The sequence below is a fragment of the Stenotrophomonas sp. TWI1149 genome, from assembly GCF_039673155.1.
Classification (GTDB): domain Bacteria; phylum Pseudomonadota; class Gammaproteobacteria; order Xanthomonadales; family Xanthomonadaceae; genus Stenotrophomonas; species Stenotrophomonas maltophilia_AA.
Genome location: NZ_JBDJLB010000006.1, coordinates 197,532 through 213,368 on the forward strand (window position 1 = coordinate 197,532; position 15,837 = coordinate 213,368).

Sequence of the window (15,837 nt, forward strand, 5' to 3'; positions counted from 1 at the left end):
GGATCAGGCCGCCGAGACCAGCAGGTCCGGCATCAACCGCATGTCCGGCGCGTGCGGATTGGGACGCACCGGTTGCCGCTGGATCGCGGTCAACATCTCGTGGGCGGCGGCACGGATGCGCGGATGGTGCTCCGGCGCCGCGTGCGTGATGAGGCTGGTCACATGGAACTCGAACACGTCTTCCATCACGTCCGGCTGATCCTCATGCAGCATCTGCAGTAGTCCGCGCAGTTTGCGGATTTCACTTTCCAGAGTTTCGGCCGAGAACAGCATTTCAATCTCCTTGGGTTGCGATCGGTCCACCGGACCGTAGGTCGCAAACGCAGCACCACCCTACCACCCGTCAGTCGCGGGCCTCCAAGCGATCAGGAATCGGACACCGCTTCGGCGTGAGCAGCACGGGGCGCAGGATGAAAAGCCGCGTACGCTGCGTTTGCCACGCTGTTGTCCCATGCCGACGGTGAGTCCACCGTCAATGAATGTTATTCACGTCCTCACATCGGCGCGCAGGCACCACTACGCCGCGTTATCAGCGGATGCCATCGGGTGCGTGCAACGCGCGCATCGCCTGCGCGAAGCTGGGCGACAACGGCAGTCTGCCGAGCCAGCCGTGCTGGGTGCCGCTGAGCACGCGGAGCATGTGCCCGCGCCCGCCCGGGACGCGGCCCATCGGCTGGAACAGCAGATCGCGTGCGCGCGCCCAGCCGTCGCGCTCGGACTGGAACAACGGCGTCAGCCAGCGGCTCCAGTACTGGTAGATCGCGACGTGGGCCCGGCGCTGTGCCTGGTAGGCCTGCAGCGCGGTGTCGCGATCGGCATGGGTGCGCAGCGCATCGCGCAGCGCCATCGCGTCCATCAGGGCCATGTTCACGCCCTGCCCCAGCTGGGGACTCATCGCGTGGGCGGCATCGCCGACCAGCACCAGCCGCTCGCGATGCCAACGCGAGAGCACCGCATCGCGATAGCCGGCGCGGGCAAGTTGCGCCGGTCCGGTCACGCCGGCGAGCCGCTCGTGCGCCTGCGGCCACAGCGCGGCAACCTCATCGAGCCAGCGCGCCATGCCGTCACGCTCCCACTGCGCGAACCGGTCGCGGGGCAGGCTCCAGAAGAAACTCAGCTGCGGCGTGTCGTTGCCTGGTCGCGTCCCCACCGGCAGCAGGCCGATCATCCTGCGCGCGGCCACGTAGCGCTGCCGCAGTTCATCGATGTGCGGCCAATCGCCGCGCGGCAGCAGGCACCACAGCGCGCCCCACGGGTATTCGCGGTCCAGCGTGGTGCCCTGCACCTGCGCGCGCAGCGACGAGGCGGCGCCATCGGCGGCGATCACCAGATCGTAAGGGCCATGCCAGTGCCCGCGTGCGTCGCGCAGGCGCCCCTGTGCGGCGTCCACCGCGACGATGGCGGTGTCGGCCTGCAGGTTGCCCGGGTGCTCCCACGCGTCGGCCAGCAGCGAGAACAGCGCGCCGCGCTGCATGCCCACCCCGTGCAGCGATGGATCCAGGTCGGCATAGCGCATGTCCATCACCGCGCGTCCGCACGGGGTCTCGCCGTACAGCCGGCGCACGGCGGCGCCATGACGGAGCACCGCCGGCAGCAGCTCCATCTGCCACAGCACGTCCAGGCCGCTGGGCTGGAGCAGGAACCCCGCCCCGACCGGACCGGGCGTGGTGGCACGTTCGAAGACGTGCACGTCGTGATGGTCACGTGAAAGCAGGATCGACAAGGCTTGGCCAGCCGTGCCGTAGCCGACGATGGCGATGGTGCGACGAGGGGTCATGCGCGGACTCACTGATAAAAAAAACCCCGCCGAAGCGGGGTTTTCAATGCGCAGCTGAAAAAATCACTCAGCCGGCACGATGTTCGAGGCTTGGGCGCCCTTCGGGCCCTGGGTCACGTCATAGGTGACCTTCTGGCCTTCCTGCAGACTGCGGAAGCCCTTGGAGTTGATCGCGGAGAAGTGCGCGAAGACGTCGGCGCTGCCGTCCTCCGGCGAGATAAAGCCAAATCCCTTGGCGTCGTTGAACCACTTGACGGTACCGTTCGGCATGGTGATGCGAGACCTTCTTCTATGAATGGGTGGTGTACGCTCAACCAGCGCACTGGCGGAGTATGCAAACCTTGTACCGGAATGACAATCACCCCCGTGCCAATTCACCGATCAATTCGGGCAGGCCGGAGGAGGCAGCGTCCACATTGGCCAGCACTTCGGCCATCGTGATCTCATCGCCATCGCCACAGCCGGCGGCCCAGTTGGCCACGATCGCCAGGCAGGCGTAGTCCAGCCCAAGCTCGCGGGCCAGGCTGGCTTCGGGCATGCCGGTCATGCCGACCAGATCGCAGCCATCACGGCGCATGCGCGCGATTTCCGCATTGGTTTCCAGCCGCGGGCCCTGGGTGGCGCCGTAGCAGCCCCCGTCCTGCAGGCGTACGCCGGTGACTTTCGCCGCGGCCAGCACCTTGCTGCGCAGCATCGGCGTGTACGGATGGCCGAAGTCGACATGCAGCACGTCGGTACCCGGCTCTTCGCACAGGGTCGAGATGCGCCCCCAGGTGTAGTCGATCAGCTGGTCCGGGCAGGCCAGCACGCGCGGGCCGAAGTGCTCGGTGATCCCGCCGACCGTGTTGAGCGCAAGCACGCGCTGCGCGCCGATCTGCTGGAGCGCAGCGAGGTTGGCGCGGTAGTTGATCTTGTGCGGCGGCAGCGAATGGCCTTCGCCATGGCGCGCGAGGAAGGCCACGCGCTGGCCCAGCAGCGTGCCGACGCGGATCGGACCGGACGGCGTGCCGTAACGGGTCTCGACCTGGTGGCTGCTCACGTCGTCGAGCTGGGCCAGCTTGTAGACGCCGGTGCCGCCGATGACGGCGAGGGAAATGTGTTCCATCATTCCTTCATCGCGTAGATGGCCGGCACGCAGCGCAGCGTCTCGTTGACGTCCATGCCGAAACCGAACACATAGCGGTCCGGCAGGTCGATGCCGGCGTAGTCGGCCTTGACGTCCGGCAGCGCGCGGTCGTGCAGCTTGACCGTCAGCGCGGCGATGCGCACGTCGGTCGCGCCCTGCTCCAGGCACCAGGTGCGCACGCCCTGCAGCGTGTAGCCCTCGTCGAGGATGTCATCGACCAGCAGCACGCGGCGGCCGAACAGCGCGGTGGCCGGCTTGTGCTTCCAGACCAGGTCGCCGCCGGTGGTTTCACCGCGGTAGCGGGTGGCGTGCAGGTAATCGAACTGCACATCCTGGCCGCGTGCGCCCAGTTCCAGCGCAAGCTGGCCGGCGAACGGCAGCGCACCGTGCATGATCGACAGGAACAGCGGGACCTCGCCCTTGTAATCGCGCGCGATGGCGTCGGCGATGCCAGCGATGGCCTTGTCGATGGTGGGACGGTCGACCAGCAGGTCGGCCTGGGCCAGGGCCTGGGAAATGGTGAGGTTGGGCATCAGACGGTTCTTCCAAGGGTGTCAAGCAAACGGGATTGGGTGGTGCCATGGCGGGAATCGGCCAGCAGGCCGTCCCAGCCCAGCGCGCCGCGACCGATCAGGCCGAGCAGCGCAGCAGTGTTGAGGGTGCGGCCTTCGACCGCGCGCAGCGATTCTTCCACCAGTTCGGGGTGGCAGACCAGCACCACGTCGCAGCCGGCGTCCAGGTGCGCATCCACGCGCGCCTTGACGCCACCGGCCGAGAACGAGGCCGCCATGCCGATGTCATCGGAGAAGACCACGCCGCCGAAACCCATCTCCTCGCGCAGGATCTGCTGGATCCAGCGCGGCGAGTAGCCGGCCGGCTCCGGCGCGACCTGCGGGTAGACCACGTGGGCCATCATCACCGCATCGGCGCCGGCGCGGATGCCGGCCGCGAACGGGACCAGGTCCAGCGCGCGCAGTTCATCGAGCGTGCGCGGGTCGCTGGCATCGTCGAAATGGGTGTCTTCCAGCACGGTGCCGTGGCCCGGGAAATGCTTGAGCGTGGCGGCCATGCCGACGCTGTGCATCCCGCGCACATAGGCCGCGGTGAACGCGGCCACCACCTTCGGATCGGCGCTGAAGGCGCGATCGCCGATGGCCCGGTTGCCGCGACCCAGATCGACCACGGGGGCGAAGCTGAGGTCCACGCCGCTGGCGCGCACTTCGCTGGCCATCAGCCAGGCGTGCTGCTCGGCCAAGGCCAGCGCAGCCTGCGGATCGGTGGCATGCAGCGCATCGAAGCCCTGCAGCGGCGGCAGGGCACTGTAGCCCTCACGGAAGCGCTGCACGCGCCCGCCCTCCTGGTCCACGCAGATCAACTGCGGGCGCGGCGCGGCGGCACGGATCGCCGCCGACAGCTCGGCCACCTGCTCGCGCGAGGCGAAGTTGCGCTTGAACAGGATGACGCCGGCCACGGCGTCGTGCTGCAGCCATTCGCGTTCCTGGGCGGTGAGTTCGGTCCCGGCAACGCCGATCACGAGCATGGGGTGTCTCCAATACGGGGCGCCACCATGGCGCACCGCCGCATTGTCGCAGAACCCGCGCGCAGCGTCAGACCTCGCAGCCGTCCGGGCCGCAGCCGTCGCCCTGCCCGGCAGCCCCTGCGGGCGAACGCTCCGCCGCGATCTGGCGCAGTGCCTGGGCGAAGGCCTCCGGCGGCTGGGCGCCCTGGATGGCATACGTGTCGTCGATCACAAAGGTGGGCACCGACTGAATGCCAAACCGCTGCGCCTGTGCCAGCTGCGCCTGTATTTCCTCCAGCCCCTCCTCGCCCGCCAGCAGCGCGGTGATGCGCCCGGCGTCGAGACCACCGGCAGCGCCGGCGGCGATCAGGGTCTGCGGGTCGGCCAGGTTGCGGCCTTCGACGAAATGCGCGCGGAACAGCGCCTCGCCGACCGCCGCCTGGACGCCTTCACGCCCGGCCAGCCACATCAGACGGTGCGCCGGCAGCGTGGTGACCCGGACCTGGCCCTGGTCGAAGTTCATCGGCAGGCCTTCGGCGCGCGCCGCGGTCTGGGTCTGGGCCAGGATCTGTTCGGTGCGCTCGGCGCTGCCGAACTTGGCCGCGTAGGCCTCGCGCAGCGGGACGGGCGTGGTTCCCGCGTCGGGGTCGAGCAGGAACGGGTGCCAGTGCACCTCCACCTCGGGCGCATCATCGCCCAGCAACGCCAGGCCCTGCTGGAACCGGTGCTTGCCGATCCAGCACCAGGGGCACACCACATCCGACCAGATATCGATTTTCATCTGGCCAGACTGTGGGTGCCGCGGGGCGTTTACAAGGTCTGGCGGTCAGCCGCGTCCAGCGCTGGACCAGCGTGAAAACGGGTGCGCGGCCAGCGCCAGATTGTAATAACGGACCTCGTCGGTCACTTCAGCGCCGGCCCAGTCGGGCAGCGTGATCGCCTGATCGGCGTGCTCGAGCTCGACTTCGGCCACCACCAGCCCGGCGTTCTCGCCCAGGAACTCGTCCACTTCCCAGAGCAGCCCTTCGTGCTCGACCAGATGCCGGCGCTTGTCGATCAGCCCGCCGACACACAGCGCCAGCAGCGCGCGCGCATCGTCCACCGGGATCGGGTAATCGAACTCCTGCCGGGTATGCCCGATCTCGCGCGATTTCATGTTGAGGAAGGCCTGCTCGCCCTGGATGCGCACGCGCACCGAGGCCTTCTGTGCGCCACTGTCGAGCGAGGCGGTGTCGTTGAGATAGCCCTGCGCCATCGGGATCACCGCGTGTGCGGCGGTGCGCCAGCCTTCGCCGGTGACGAGGTATTTGCGTTCGATTTCGATGCCCATGCGCACAGTATGCGGCGATCCCGGCACGGCGGCCACGTGCTGCTTCTATACTGGCCGGCTGCCCTGCAAGGACGCCCGATGAAACCCTTTTTCCCCACCCTGCTGCTGTCGCTGCTGCCCCTGACCGTGTCGGCCGCCGCGCCGCCCACGCACGCGCAGATCGAAGCGGCCATCATGGCCATGATCGAGGCCGAGAAGAAACCGGCCGCCTCCGCCCAGGATCTGCTGCTGCAGTCGATGTTCACCCCGCGCGGGTTCGAGCATGGGCCATGCTTTGCCAGCACGACGGTGACCGGCGCGTACGAGTGCCTGGTCGGCATGGAGATCGGGCTCAAGAACCGCTACCGGATGCTGCGCTTCGTCCCGCAGGGGATGGGCTGGGCGATGCAGCGCGCCGATGTCGACGCGCCGGTGCCGCCGCGTGAGCGTGTCCGCGAACTGCTCATCGAGCAGCTCGATCATCGTGCCGCGGCCATCGACGATGCCGCTGCCCGAGAGGAACTGCGTGCCTTCCAGCAGCGCCTGCAGATCCTGGCGATCGACGACTGCGAACTGCGCAGCACGGAGGCCGCGGAGATCCGCTGCGATGTCACCGCCGGGGACGGCACCGAGCGCGGTACCGACCCGCAGACCTATGTGTTCGATGCACAGGGCCTGTGGCAGAACGCCGCGGCGGAAGACCGCCGCTGAGCCCGAACGCGGTCAGCGCTTTTCGAACACCGCGATGCTTTCCACGTGCGCGGTGTGCGGGAACATGTCCATCGCGCCGGCCGAGACCAGGGTGAAACCCTGCTCGTTGACCAGGTAGCCGGCGTCGCGCGCCAGCGAGCCGGGATGGCAGCTCACGTAGACGATCCGCTTGAACTGCTTCAGCGGCAGCTGCTGCAGCACTTCAATCGCGCCCGAGCGCGGCGGATCCAGCAGCAGCTTGTCGAAGCCCTGGCGCATCCACGACGCCTGGCGCTGGTCCTGGGTCAGGTCGGCGGCATGGAACTCGGCGTTCTCCAAGCCGTTGCGCACGGCGTTCTCTTTCGCACGCGCGACCAGGCCGGCATCACCTTCCACGCCGACGACGTTGCGTACGGTACGCGCCAGCGGCAGCGTGAAGTTGCCCAGGCCGCAGAACAGATCGAGCACGCGCTCGTCCGGGCCGGCATCCAGCAGCGCCAGCGCGTGCGCGATCATCTGCACGTTGAGCTTGGCGTTGACCTGGATGAAGTCCAGCGGGCGGAACGCCAGCTCGACGTCCCACGGCGCCAGCTTGAACGACAGCGGTACTTCGGCCGGCCACAGCGGATGCACGGACTCCACGCCACCGGGCTGCAGCGAGATCGCGAAGCCGTGCTCCTGCCCGAAGGCGGTCCAGGCCGCGCGGTCAGCGTCGCTGAGCGGCTGCATGTGGCGGATGGTCAGGACGATCGCGTCATCGCCGGCGATGAATTCGATCTGGGGGATATCGCGTTTGCCATCGAGCGTTTCGATGAACTCGGACAGCACGCCGACCTTCATGCCGATCTCGGGAATGACCGTCAGGCACTGGCTCAGGTCCGCGACGAAACGCGGATCCAGCTCGCGGAAGCCGACCAGGGTCTTGTCTTTCTTCTCGACGCGGCGCACCGAGAAGCGGCCCTTGCGGCGGTAGCCCCAGCTGTCGCCGACCAGCGGCGGCAGCACGGTGCCGGGGCTGACGTGGCCGATCCGGGTCAGGTTGTCGATCAGCACGCGCTGCTTGGCCACGATCTGCTGCGACTCCTCCAGGTGCTGCAGCACGCAGCCGGCGCAGACGCCGAAATGCGGGCAGCGCGGGGTCACCCGCTGCGGCGAGGCCTGTACCACCTCGAGGGTCCGGGCTTCATCGAAATGGCGGTTGCGCGCGGTCGGTTCGGCGGTCACCACCTCGCCCGGCAGCGCGCCGGTGATGAAGGTGACCTTGCCACCCTCGCCGTCGCGGCGGGCAACGCCACGGCCATCATGGCTGAGGTCGAGGATGTCGGTCTGGAAGGGGGTACGGTCGAGGCGGGAGCGGGTTCGGGCCACGTGGCAACAGGCTGCGGGCAAAAAGGGTGCGTATTGTCGCAGATACCAACTGCCAACTGACTTGCCGCCCGATGAAACCGCTTGCAGGCCGAGCCTTCGCGTTTACTATGGAGGCAGCTGACATGGAGGCAGCCCATATGCAGATGACCCCGAGGGATCCCATGCCCCGATTCCTGCTCGTCGAGGACGACACCATCAGCCGCGGCTTCTTCAAGGCCGCGCTGGAAACCCTGCCGGCCCAGGTCGATACCGCCGATTCACTGGCCACGGCCATGGACCGCGCCCGCGGCAGCCAGCATGACCTGTGGCTGATCGACGTCAACCTGCCCGACGGCAACGGCACCGAGCTGCTGCAGGAACTGCGCCGCTCGCGGCCGGACACCCCGGCGCTGGCGCATACTGCCGACGGCGATACCTCGATCCACTCGCGCCTGCGCGACGCCGGCTTCAGCGAGACCCTGGTCAAGCCGCTGAGCCGCGAACACCTGCTCAAGGCGGTCCGTCGTGCGCTGGTACATACCGCCGGCAGCCTGTCGGCCCCGCTCGACCCGGACGCGGACGATGCCGACAGCCTGCGCCAGGATTGGGACGAGACCACTGCCCTGGCTGCGCTGAATGGGCAGCGCCACCACCTGATCGCCCTGCGCGAACTGTTCCTGGCCGAGTTGCCGGGGGTGCGCGACGCCGTGGCCCAGGCCCTGCGCGAGGACGATGTGCGGGCCCTGCGGGGGCAGCTGCATCGGCTGCAGGCCAGCTGCGGGTTCGTCGGCGCCGCACGCCTGGCGCGGGCGGTCCGCCAGCTGCACCAGGCCCCGGAATCCACCGGTGCCCAGGGCCGCTTCCGCGTCGCGGTCGACGCGCTGCTGCAGTAGATCCCCGCCGGCGCTACGGGCGGCGCCGGGCCAGATCCTCGAGCATTTCCCAGGATTTCAGGCCGCGTCCGCCCAGGTGGTGCATCAGCACCGCGCGCATCGGCCTGCGCAGGCTGCCCAGATCCTCGGGCCCGGGCATCGCGTCGGCGGCCAGCGCCAGCAAGGCGCTGCCAGTTGCCGTGCCGCGGCGCTGATCGACACCGCGGTCGCTGAGCAGCCGACGCGGCCCCTCCTGCGGGTCCAGTTCGTAGCGCGCGGCCGGGTCGACCGGCTCGTCATCGCTGCCATGCAGCAGATCGAAGCCGAACCCCAGCGCCTCCAGCAGATCGCGCTCGAAGCGCCGCAGCGTCCAGGCCAACGGCTCGCCATCGCGCAACCGGGCACGCACCTGCGCGTAGTGGTCATAGAGCTCGGGCAGCGGGTCCTGGCGGGGCGCCAGCCGCATCATCAGTTCGTTGATGTAGAACCCGGCCAGCATCGCCTCGCCGGTCAGCCGCGGCGCGGCATCGAGCGCTTCGGCCCCACGCAGCTGGGCCAGTTCGCCCCGCTGCACGGCGGTCAGGCGGATCCACTGCAACGGCTGCAGGGCCGCGCGCAGCGCCTGGCTGCGCGGGCTGGAGACACCCCGGGCGAGCACCCCGATCCGGCCGTACTGCTCGGTCAGCACTTCAACCAGCAGGCTGGTCTCCCGCCACGCCCGGGCATGCAGTACGAACGCCGGCTCATCGTCGATGCGCATGACTCAACCGCCCGCGGAGGGAGGCATTATTCGTAGCCGAACGCCTTGAGCGCGGCTTCGTCGTCGGACCAGCCTTCGCGCACGCGGACCCAGGTTTCCAGGAAGACCTTGGCCCCGAACAGGCGCTCCATCTGCAGGCGCGACTTGGCCCCGATTTCCTTCAGGCGGGTGCCGGCCTTGCCGATCACGATCGCCTTCTGGCCTTCGCGCTCGACCCAGATCACCGCGCCGATGCGCAGCAGGTTGCCGTCTTCGACGAAGCGCTCGATCTCGACCGTGGTCGCATACGGCAGTTCCTCACCGAGCTGGCGCATCAGCTGCTCGCGCACCAGTTCACCGGCCAGGAAACGCTGGCTGCGGTCGGTGATCTCGTCCTCGCCGAACATCGGCGGGGCTTCCGGCAACAGCTTCATCAGGTCGCGGACCAGCGACTCCAGGCCGTTGCGCTTCTGCGCCGAGATCGGATGCACGGCCGCGAACGTGCGGCCTTCGGTGACCTGCTGCAGGAACGGCAGCAGGGCGCCCTTGTCCTTGAGGCGGTCGATCTTGTTGACCACCAGCACCACCGGGATGCCGGAGTCGCTGAGCACGTTGAAGGCCAGGGTGTCTTCGTCATCCCAGCGGCCGGCCTCGATCACCAGCATGCCGGCGTCCACGCCCTCGAGCGAGCCGCGCGCGGCGCGGTTCATCACCCGGTTCATAGCGCGCTTCTGCGCGCGGTGCAGGCCGGGGGTGTCGACCAGTACGATCTGGCCGTCCGGGTAGCTGGCAATGCCCAGCAACCGGTGCCGCGTGGTCTGCGGGCGGTTGGAGACGATGCTGACCTTGGCGCCCACCAGGGCGTTGGTCAGGGTGGATTTGCCGACGTTGGGGCGACCGATGACGGCCACGCTGCCGGAACGATGGGGGGTTGCTTCGTTCACTTGGAATCCAGTTGCTCAAGGGCGGCGGCAGCCGCTTGTTGTTCGGCCAGCCGTCGCGAGGCACCTTCGCCTTCGGTGCTGACAGCGGGGTCGGTTACGCCGCAGCGTACCCGGAAGGTCTTGGCATGATCGTCACCCGATTCTGACACCAGCTCGTACTGGGGCAGCGCCTTCTGTCGGGCCTGCAGCCATTCCTGCAGCCGCGTCTTGGGGTCTTTCTCGGGCTTGCCGGTGGCCGGCAGGGCCTGCATCGAGGCGCTGAACCAGGGCAGCACCACCGTGCCGCAGGCGGCAAACCCGGCATCGAGGTAGATCGCGGCGACGACGGCCTCCAGTGCATCGGCCAGGATGGAGTCGCGGCGATGGCCGCCGGTCTTCATCTCGCCGGGGCCCAGGATCAGGCGCTCGCCCAGCTGCAGCTCGCGCGCGATCACCGCCAGCGCGCCTTCACGCACCAGCTCGGCGCGGGCACGGGTCAGCGCGCCCTCGTCGGCCTTGGGCCAGCGTTCGTAGAGCGCCTGGGCCACCATCATGTTGACGATGCTGTCGCCGAGGAATTCCAGCCGCTCATTGTTGGGCGTGCCGGCGCTGCGATGCGTCAGCGCCTGCTGGAGCAGGCCCGGATCGTTGAAGGCGTGACCGATCAGGTCACCGCGTTGGAAGGTCTTAGTCGGCACCGCTACGGGTCAATTCCTGGTTTGAATCAAATTTGCCCACCACGTCCAGGTTGCCGATCATTTCACGGCGCACTTCGTAGTAGACCTTCATGTTCCAGCCGCCATCGATGCGATCGAACTTCACGTCGGCGGGTTTCACGTTTTCGGAGTAGTTGATGTACAGGCGCTTGAAGAACATGTCCTGGATGCGGCGCGGCTCCATGTTGCCCACGCCGGGCTCCTTGGCCAGGCTCTTCATCGCCGAACGGACGGCGTAGTACTCCTGGTACATCGGGAACAGCTTCATGCCGATGTACAGGCCGAAGGCGACCACGATCAGCACCACCAGGAACGAGATCAAGGTGATGCCGCGCTGCGATGTCATGTTCTTCATTGCGTTCTCCCCAGATACGCGTGTGCCATGAATCAATGGATAGCCGTGCCGATCCGCGACGGTTCGAAGCCGTCCTTGCAGAACCAGCCCGAGCAGTTCAGCCAGATCAGGAACGCCTTGCCGCGGAGGTTCTCTTCCGGCAGCAGGCCCCAGAAACGGCCGTCGTCACTGTTGTCGCGATTGTCGCCCATCACCAGGTACCTGCCGGCCGGGACGGTCCACTGCCCTTCGCCGCGGGCGTAATCGGTCTCCAGCACGGTATGCGTGCGGCCCGGCAGGTGCTCGACCAGCAGCGAACTGCCCTCGCCCTGGCCGTTGTGGCCGGCGTACAGGCCCTTGTTGTCGTATTTGACCGGCTCGCCATTGAGGATCAGGCCGTTGCCCTGGAACTCGATCTGGTCGCCCGGCACACCGATCACGCGCTTGATGAAGTTCTCGCCCTTGGCCGGATCGTTGTCCGAATGGCCCGGGAAGTGGAACACCACCACGTCGCCACGCTTGGGCTCGCCGAACGGGATCACCTTGGCGTTGTTCAGCGGCAGGCGCAGGCCGTAGGAGAACTTGTTGACCAGGATGAAATCGCCGATCAGCAGGTTGGGCATCATCGAGCTGGACGGGATCTTGTACGGTTCGGCGATGAAGCTGCGCACCACCAGCACGATCGCCAGCACCGGGAAGAACGCCCGCGCGTAGTCGACCATCACCGGCTCGGTGTCCAGCAGGCCGGCGCGCTGGGCGCGGCGCTTGGCGAAGTACAGCTTCTCGGCCAGCAGGATCAGGCCCGAGGCCAACGTCAGTACGACCAGGAGGAGCTCAAACAATTTCATGCAGTGTCCTTGGGAACGATTGCAGCGGTGTGGTGTGCCCCTGCGCGTCCGGCGACACCGATCCGGTGCCGCCCGCCGCTGCCGGGAAAGCCATCCGGCCTTACTTGTCCATCTGCAGCACGGCCAGGAAGGCTTCCTGCGGGATTTCCACGCGGCCGACCTGCTTCATGCGCTTCTTGCCTTCCTTCTGTTTCTCGAGCAGCTTCTTCTTGCGCGAAACGTCGCCACCATAGCACTTGGCCAGCACGTTCTTGCGCATCGCCTTGACCGTGGTGCGCGAGATGATCTGCGAGCCGACGGCAGCCTGGATCGCCACGTCGAACTGCTGGCGCGGGATCAGTTCCTTCATCTTCTCGCACAGCTCGCGGCCGCGGCGGTCGGCATGGCTGCGGTGCACGATCAGCGACAGCGCATCGACCTTGTCGCCGTTGATCAGCACGTCCACGCGGACGAACGGGCCGGCATCGAAGCGCACGAAGTGATAATCCAGCGAGGCATAGCCACGGCTGACCGACTTGAGCTTGTCGAAGAAGTCCAGCACCACTTCGGCCATCGGCAGCTCATAGCTGATCTGCACCTGGCTGCCCAGGTAGTTGATGCCGATCTGGCTGCCGCGCTTTTCCTCGCACAGCTTGATGATGTTGCCGATGTACTCCTCGGGGGTGAGTACGTTGGCGCGGATGATCGGCTCGCGGATCTCATCGACCATGTTCACCGGCGGCAGCTTGGCCGGGTTGTCCATGTTGATGATGGTGCCGTCGGTCTTGAGCACTTCATAGACCACGGTCGGCGCGGTGCTGATCAGGTCCAGGTTGTACTCGCGCTCCAGGCGCTCCTGCACGATTTCCATGTGCAGCATGCCCAGGAAGCCGCAGCGGAAGCCGAAGCCCATCGCTTCGGAGCTTTCCGGCTCGAAGCGCAGCGCGGCATCGTTCAGGCGCAGCTTGTCCAGCGCTTCGCGCAGGTCCGGGTAATCCTCGGCATCGACCGGGAACAGGCCGGCGAACACGCGCGGCTGCATTTCCTGGAAGCCCGGCAGCGGCTTGGCGGCCGGATCGGCGGCCAGGGTCAGGGTGTCGCCGACCGGCGCACCGTGCACGTCCTTGATGCTGGCCGTCACCCAGCCCACCTCACCGGCGTTCAGTGCCGGCAGCACCTTGCGCTTGGGGGTGAACACGCCGACGTTGTCGACCTGGTGGTTGCGGCCGGTGGACATCACCTGCAGCTTGTCGCCGGCCTTGATCTGGCCCTGCATCACGCGCACCAGCGAGACCACGCCCAGGTAGTTGTCGAACCACGAGTCGATGATCAGCGCCTGCAGCTTGTCGGTATCGCGCGGCACCGGCGGCGGGATGCGATGCACGATCGCTTCCAGCACGTCGCCCACGTTCAGGCCGGTCTTGGCGCTGACCGCCACGGCGTCGGTCGCATCGATGCCGATCACGGCCTCGATCTCGGCCTTGGCACGGTCGATATCGGCGGTGGGGAGGTCGATCTTGTTGATCACCGGCACCACTTCCAGCCCCTGTTCGACCGCCGTGTAGCAGTTGGCCACGGACTGCGCTTCCACGCCCTGGGCCGCATCGACCACCAGCAGCGCGCCTTCGCAGGCGGCCAGCGAGCGGCTGACTTCATAGGAGAAGTCGACATGCCCGGGGGTGTCGATGAAGTTCAGGTGGTAGGTGTGGCCGTCTTTGGCGACATACGGCAGCGAGACCGACTGGGCCTTGATGGTGATGCCACGCTCGCGCTCGATCGGGTTCGAGTCGAGCACCTGCGCCTCCATCTCACGGGCCTGGAGGCCGCCGCAAAGCTGGATGATGCGATCGGCCAGCGTGGACTTGCCGTGGTCGACGTGGGCGATGATGGAGAAGTTGCGGATGAACCGCATCGAATCAGAAGACATAGGTGGCGGCGGCGCGTCGCGTCGTCAGGATGACTGCGGATTATCGCATGGCCGGCCCGGTCCCGCGTGCGGCCGCCCGCGATTGGCGTGATCGGCCCGCCAGAAACGACCGGGCCCGCCGAAGCGGGCCCGGAAACGCAGGCGGGGCGGGGCTTACTGCCCGGCCTTGACCGCCACGAAGGCGCTGTTGCCGTTGGCGCGGATCAGCAGCATGACCACATCGCCCTTGGAGTAACCGCCCAACGCCTTGTTCAGCGCGGCCACGCTGCCGACCGGGGTCCGGCCGACCTGCAGCACCACCAGGCCCGGCGACAGCCCGGCGTCACGCGCCGACTGGCCATTGACCCGGGTGATGCGCACGCCCTCGCCCGCCGACAGGCCCAGCTGCTGGCGCTGCGGGGCGGTCAGATCGGCCACCTCCAGCCCCAGCAGAGCATTGGCACCGGTCTCCGGCTTGGCCGCTTCCGCGGCCGGACGGGCCGGACCGCGCTCGGCGTCTTCGGCCAGCTCGGTCAGGGTGGCGGTGATCTCCCGCTCCTTGCCATCGCGCAGCACGCTCAGGCGCACCTTGCTGCCCGGCGGCAGCGCGCCGATGGCCGGCGGCAGATCGCTGAAGGTAGTGATCGGGCTGCCGTTGACCGAGCGGATCACATCGCCCGGCTCGATGCCGGCCTTGAGCGCCGCGCTGCCCGCGACCACTTCGTTGACCAGCGCGCCGCGGCTGTCCGGCAGGCCCAGCCCCTGGGCCTTCAGGCCATCGATCGGGCCGACCGCCGCGCCGAGCTGGCCGCGGCTGACCCGGCCGGTCTTCTTGATCTGTTCGACCGCGCCCATGGCCAGGTCGATCGGGATCGCGAAGCTGATGCCCATGTAGCCGCCCGAAGCGGAGAAGATCTGCGAGTTGATGCCGACCACTTCACCGCGGGTGTTGAGCAGCGGGCCGCCGGAGTTGCCCTGGTTGATCGCCACATCGGTCTGGATGAAGGGCACGTAGCGCTGGTCCGGGCCGCCGGTGCTGCGGCCGACCGCGCTGACCACGCCCGCGGTGACCGAATGATCCAGGCCGAACGGCGAGCCGATCGCGACCACCCACTGGCCCGGCTTGAGGGTGTTGGAATCCCCCACACGCACGGTCGGCAGATTCTTGCCGTCGATCTTGAGCAACGCCACGTCGTACTGCTGATCGCTGCCGATCACCTTGGCGGTGAACTCGCGGCGGTCGCCGAGCTTGACCTTCACTTCGCTGGCGTCGGCGACCACGTGATAGTTGGTCAGCACATAGCCATCTGCCGAGATGATGAAGCCCGAGCCCATGCCACGGCCCTGGATGCGCGGGCTGTCGTCCTGGCCACCGGGGCCCTGCCCCGGCATCTGGAAGTCCGGCCCGAAGAAGCGGCGGAAGAACTCGGGCATTTCATCGTCGCCGCCCGGGCCCATGGTCCGGGCCTGGCGGTTGCTGCGCACGATGGTGGTTTCGACATTGACCACGCCCGGCCCGACCTGTTCGACCAGGTTGGTGAAGTCCGGCAGGCCACTGACCAACTGCGGCGCAGGTGCCCGCGGTGCGGCGGCGGCCGGTGCGGCCGGGGTCGTCGGCGATGGCGACTGAGCGCAGGCCACCAGCGGCAGGGTCATGGCGATCAGCGCCAGGGCATGGGTACGGATACGGGCGGTCATCAGACACGAACCTCCGGGTCAGGGAACAAAGCGGGGGGGAGCGCTCCGGCGCAC

18 protein-coding genes are annotated in these 15,837 nt (G+C 67.8%); 2 read left to right on the top strand and 16 right to left on the bottom strand.

The features are described 5' to 3' along the window. Nucleotides 1-3: 3 nt before the first annotated feature. The 8 genes from ABE424_RS09155 to ABE424_RS09190 form a co-directional block, all read right to left on the bottom strand. Entirely contained in the window at nucleotides 4-273 is a 270-nt protein-coding gene (locus ABE424_RS09155; protein WP_346492430.1) for a hypothetical protein, read from the bottom strand. Between the two features lie 256 nt (nucleotides 274-529). Then, entirely contained in the window at nucleotides 530-1,777 is a 1,248-nt protein-coding gene (locus ABE424_RS09160) for an NAD(P)/FAD-dependent oxidoreductase (protein ID WP_346492429.1), read from the bottom strand. 63 nt (nucleotides 1,778-1,840) lie between these two features. Beyond that, the gene (locus tag ABE424_RS09165) at nucleotides 1,841-2,047 is read right to left on the bottom strand and encodes a cold-shock protein (RefSeq protein ID WP_019183439.1); all 207 of its coding nucleotides are present in this window, start codon (nucleotides 2,045-2,047) and stop codon (nucleotides 1,841-1,843) included. 88 nt (nucleotides 2,048-2,135) lie between these two features. After that, nucleotides 2,136-2,882, bottom strand: a complete 747-nt coding sequence (locus tag ABE424_RS09170) for an S-methyl-5'-thioinosine phosphorylase (protein WP_176989199.1) — start codon at nucleotides 2,880-2,882, stop codon at nucleotides 2,136-2,138. Further along, entirely contained in the window at nucleotides 2,882-3,436 is a 555-nt protein-coding gene (locus ABE424_RS09175) for a hypoxanthine-guanine phosphoribosyltransferase (RefSeq protein WP_019183441.1), read from the bottom strand. The genes ABE424_RS09170 and ABE424_RS09175 overlap by 1 nt, the downstream gene beginning before the upstream one ends. Next, nucleotides 3,436-4,443, bottom strand: coding sequence for a beta-N-acetylhexosaminidase (gene nagZ / locus ABE424_RS09180; protein WP_346492428.1), 1,008 nt, complete (start codon nucleotides 4,441-4,443; stop codon nucleotides 3,436-3,438). The genes ABE424_RS09175 and nagZ overlap by 1 nt, the downstream gene beginning before the upstream one ends. Before the next feature lie 67 nt (nucleotides 4,444-4,510). Next, a complete protein-coding gene (locus ABE424_RS09185) occupies nucleotides 4,511-5,203 on the bottom strand; it encodes a DsbA family oxidoreductase (RefSeq protein ID WP_346492427.1) in 693 nt (230 codons plus the stop codon). A gap of 45 nt (nucleotides 5,204-5,248) precedes the next feature. Continuing rightward, nucleotides 5,249-5,752: a CYTH domain-containing protein gene (locus ABE424_RS09190; RefSeq protein WP_346492426.1), complete on the bottom strand. Its 504-nt coding sequence runs from the start codon at nucleotides 5,750-5,752 to the stop codon at nucleotides 5,249-5,251. A 78-nt stretch (nucleotides 5,753-5,830) separates the two neighbouring features. Here ABE424_RS09190 and ABE424_RS09195 point away from each other — a divergent pair, with 78 nt between their 5' ends. Then, the gene (locus ABE424_RS09195) at nucleotides 5,831-6,442 is read left to right on the top strand and encodes a hypothetical protein (protein WP_346492425.1); all 612 of its coding nucleotides are present in this window, start codon (nucleotides 5,831-5,833) and stop codon (nucleotides 6,440-6,442) included. Nucleotides 6,443-6,454: 12 nt separating this feature from the next. Here the strand turns inward: ABE424_RS09195 and rlmD are convergent, their stop codons facing one another. Next, nucleotides 6,455-7,789, bottom strand: coding sequence for a 23S rRNA (uracil(1939)-C(5))-methyltransferase RlmD (gene rlmD, locus ABE424_RS09200; protein ID WP_179458249.1), 1,335 nt, complete (start codon nucleotides 7,787-7,789; stop codon nucleotides 6,455-6,457). A 137-nt stretch (nucleotides 7,790-7,926) separates the two neighbouring features. Between rlmD and ABE424_RS09205 the strand changes: the two genes are divergently transcribed. Next, nucleotides 7,927-8,661 carry a response regulator gene (locus ABE424_RS09205; RefSeq protein WP_346489577.1) on the top strand — a complete coding sequence of 245 codons (735 nt, stop codon included), beginning with the start codon at nucleotides 7,927-7,929 and terminating at the stop codon, nucleotides 8,659-8,661. Between the two features lie 13 nt (nucleotides 8,662-8,674). On the opposite strand, the gene recO is transcribed toward ABE424_RS09205, so the two are convergent. The 7 genes from recO to ABE424_RS09240 form a co-directional block, all read right to left on the bottom strand. Beyond that, the gene (gene recO / locus ABE424_RS09210; RefSeq protein WP_346492424.1) at nucleotides 8,675-9,400 is read right to left on the bottom strand and encodes a DNA repair protein RecO; all 726 of its coding nucleotides are present in this window, start codon (nucleotides 9,398-9,400) and stop codon (nucleotides 8,675-8,677) included. Between the two features lie 26 nt (nucleotides 9,401-9,426). Beyond that, nucleotides 9,427-10,323, bottom strand: coding sequence for a GTPase Era (era, locus tag ABE424_RS09215; RefSeq protein ID WP_176989192.1), 897 nt, complete (start codon nucleotides 10,321-10,323; stop codon nucleotides 9,427-9,429). Beyond that, entirely contained in the window at nucleotides 10,320-11,000 is a 681-nt protein-coding gene (gene rnc / locus ABE424_RS09220; protein WP_179458247.1) for a ribonuclease III, read from the bottom strand. Before rnc ends, era begins: the two co-directional genes overlap by 4 nt. Next, nucleotides 10,990-11,373, bottom strand: a complete 384-nt coding sequence (locus ABE424_RS09225) for a DUF4845 domain-containing protein (protein WP_346492423.1) — start codon at nucleotides 11,371-11,373, stop codon at nucleotides 10,990-10,992. The genes rnc and ABE424_RS09225 overlap by 11 nt, the downstream gene beginning before the upstream one ends. A 32-nt stretch (nucleotides 11,374-11,405) precedes the next feature. Beyond that, entirely contained in the window at nucleotides 11,406-12,200 is a 795-nt protein-coding gene (gene lepB, locus ABE424_RS09230; protein WP_176989189.1) for a signal peptidase I, read from the bottom strand. 100 nt (nucleotides 12,201-12,300) lie between these two features. After that, nucleotides 12,301-14,091, bottom strand: coding sequence for a translation elongation factor 4 (gene lepA / locus ABE424_RS09235; RefSeq protein ID WP_176989513.1), 1,791 nt, complete (start codon nucleotides 14,089-14,091; stop codon nucleotides 12,301-12,303). Between the two features lie 168 nt (nucleotides 14,092-14,259). Then, nucleotides 14,260-15,783 carry a DegQ family serine endoprotease gene (locus ABE424_RS09240; protein WP_346492422.1) on the bottom strand — a complete coding sequence of 508 codons (1,524 nt, stop codon included), beginning with the start codon at nucleotides 15,781-15,783 and terminating at the stop codon, nucleotides 14,260-14,262. Nucleotides 15,784-15,837 lie beyond the last annotated feature (54 nt).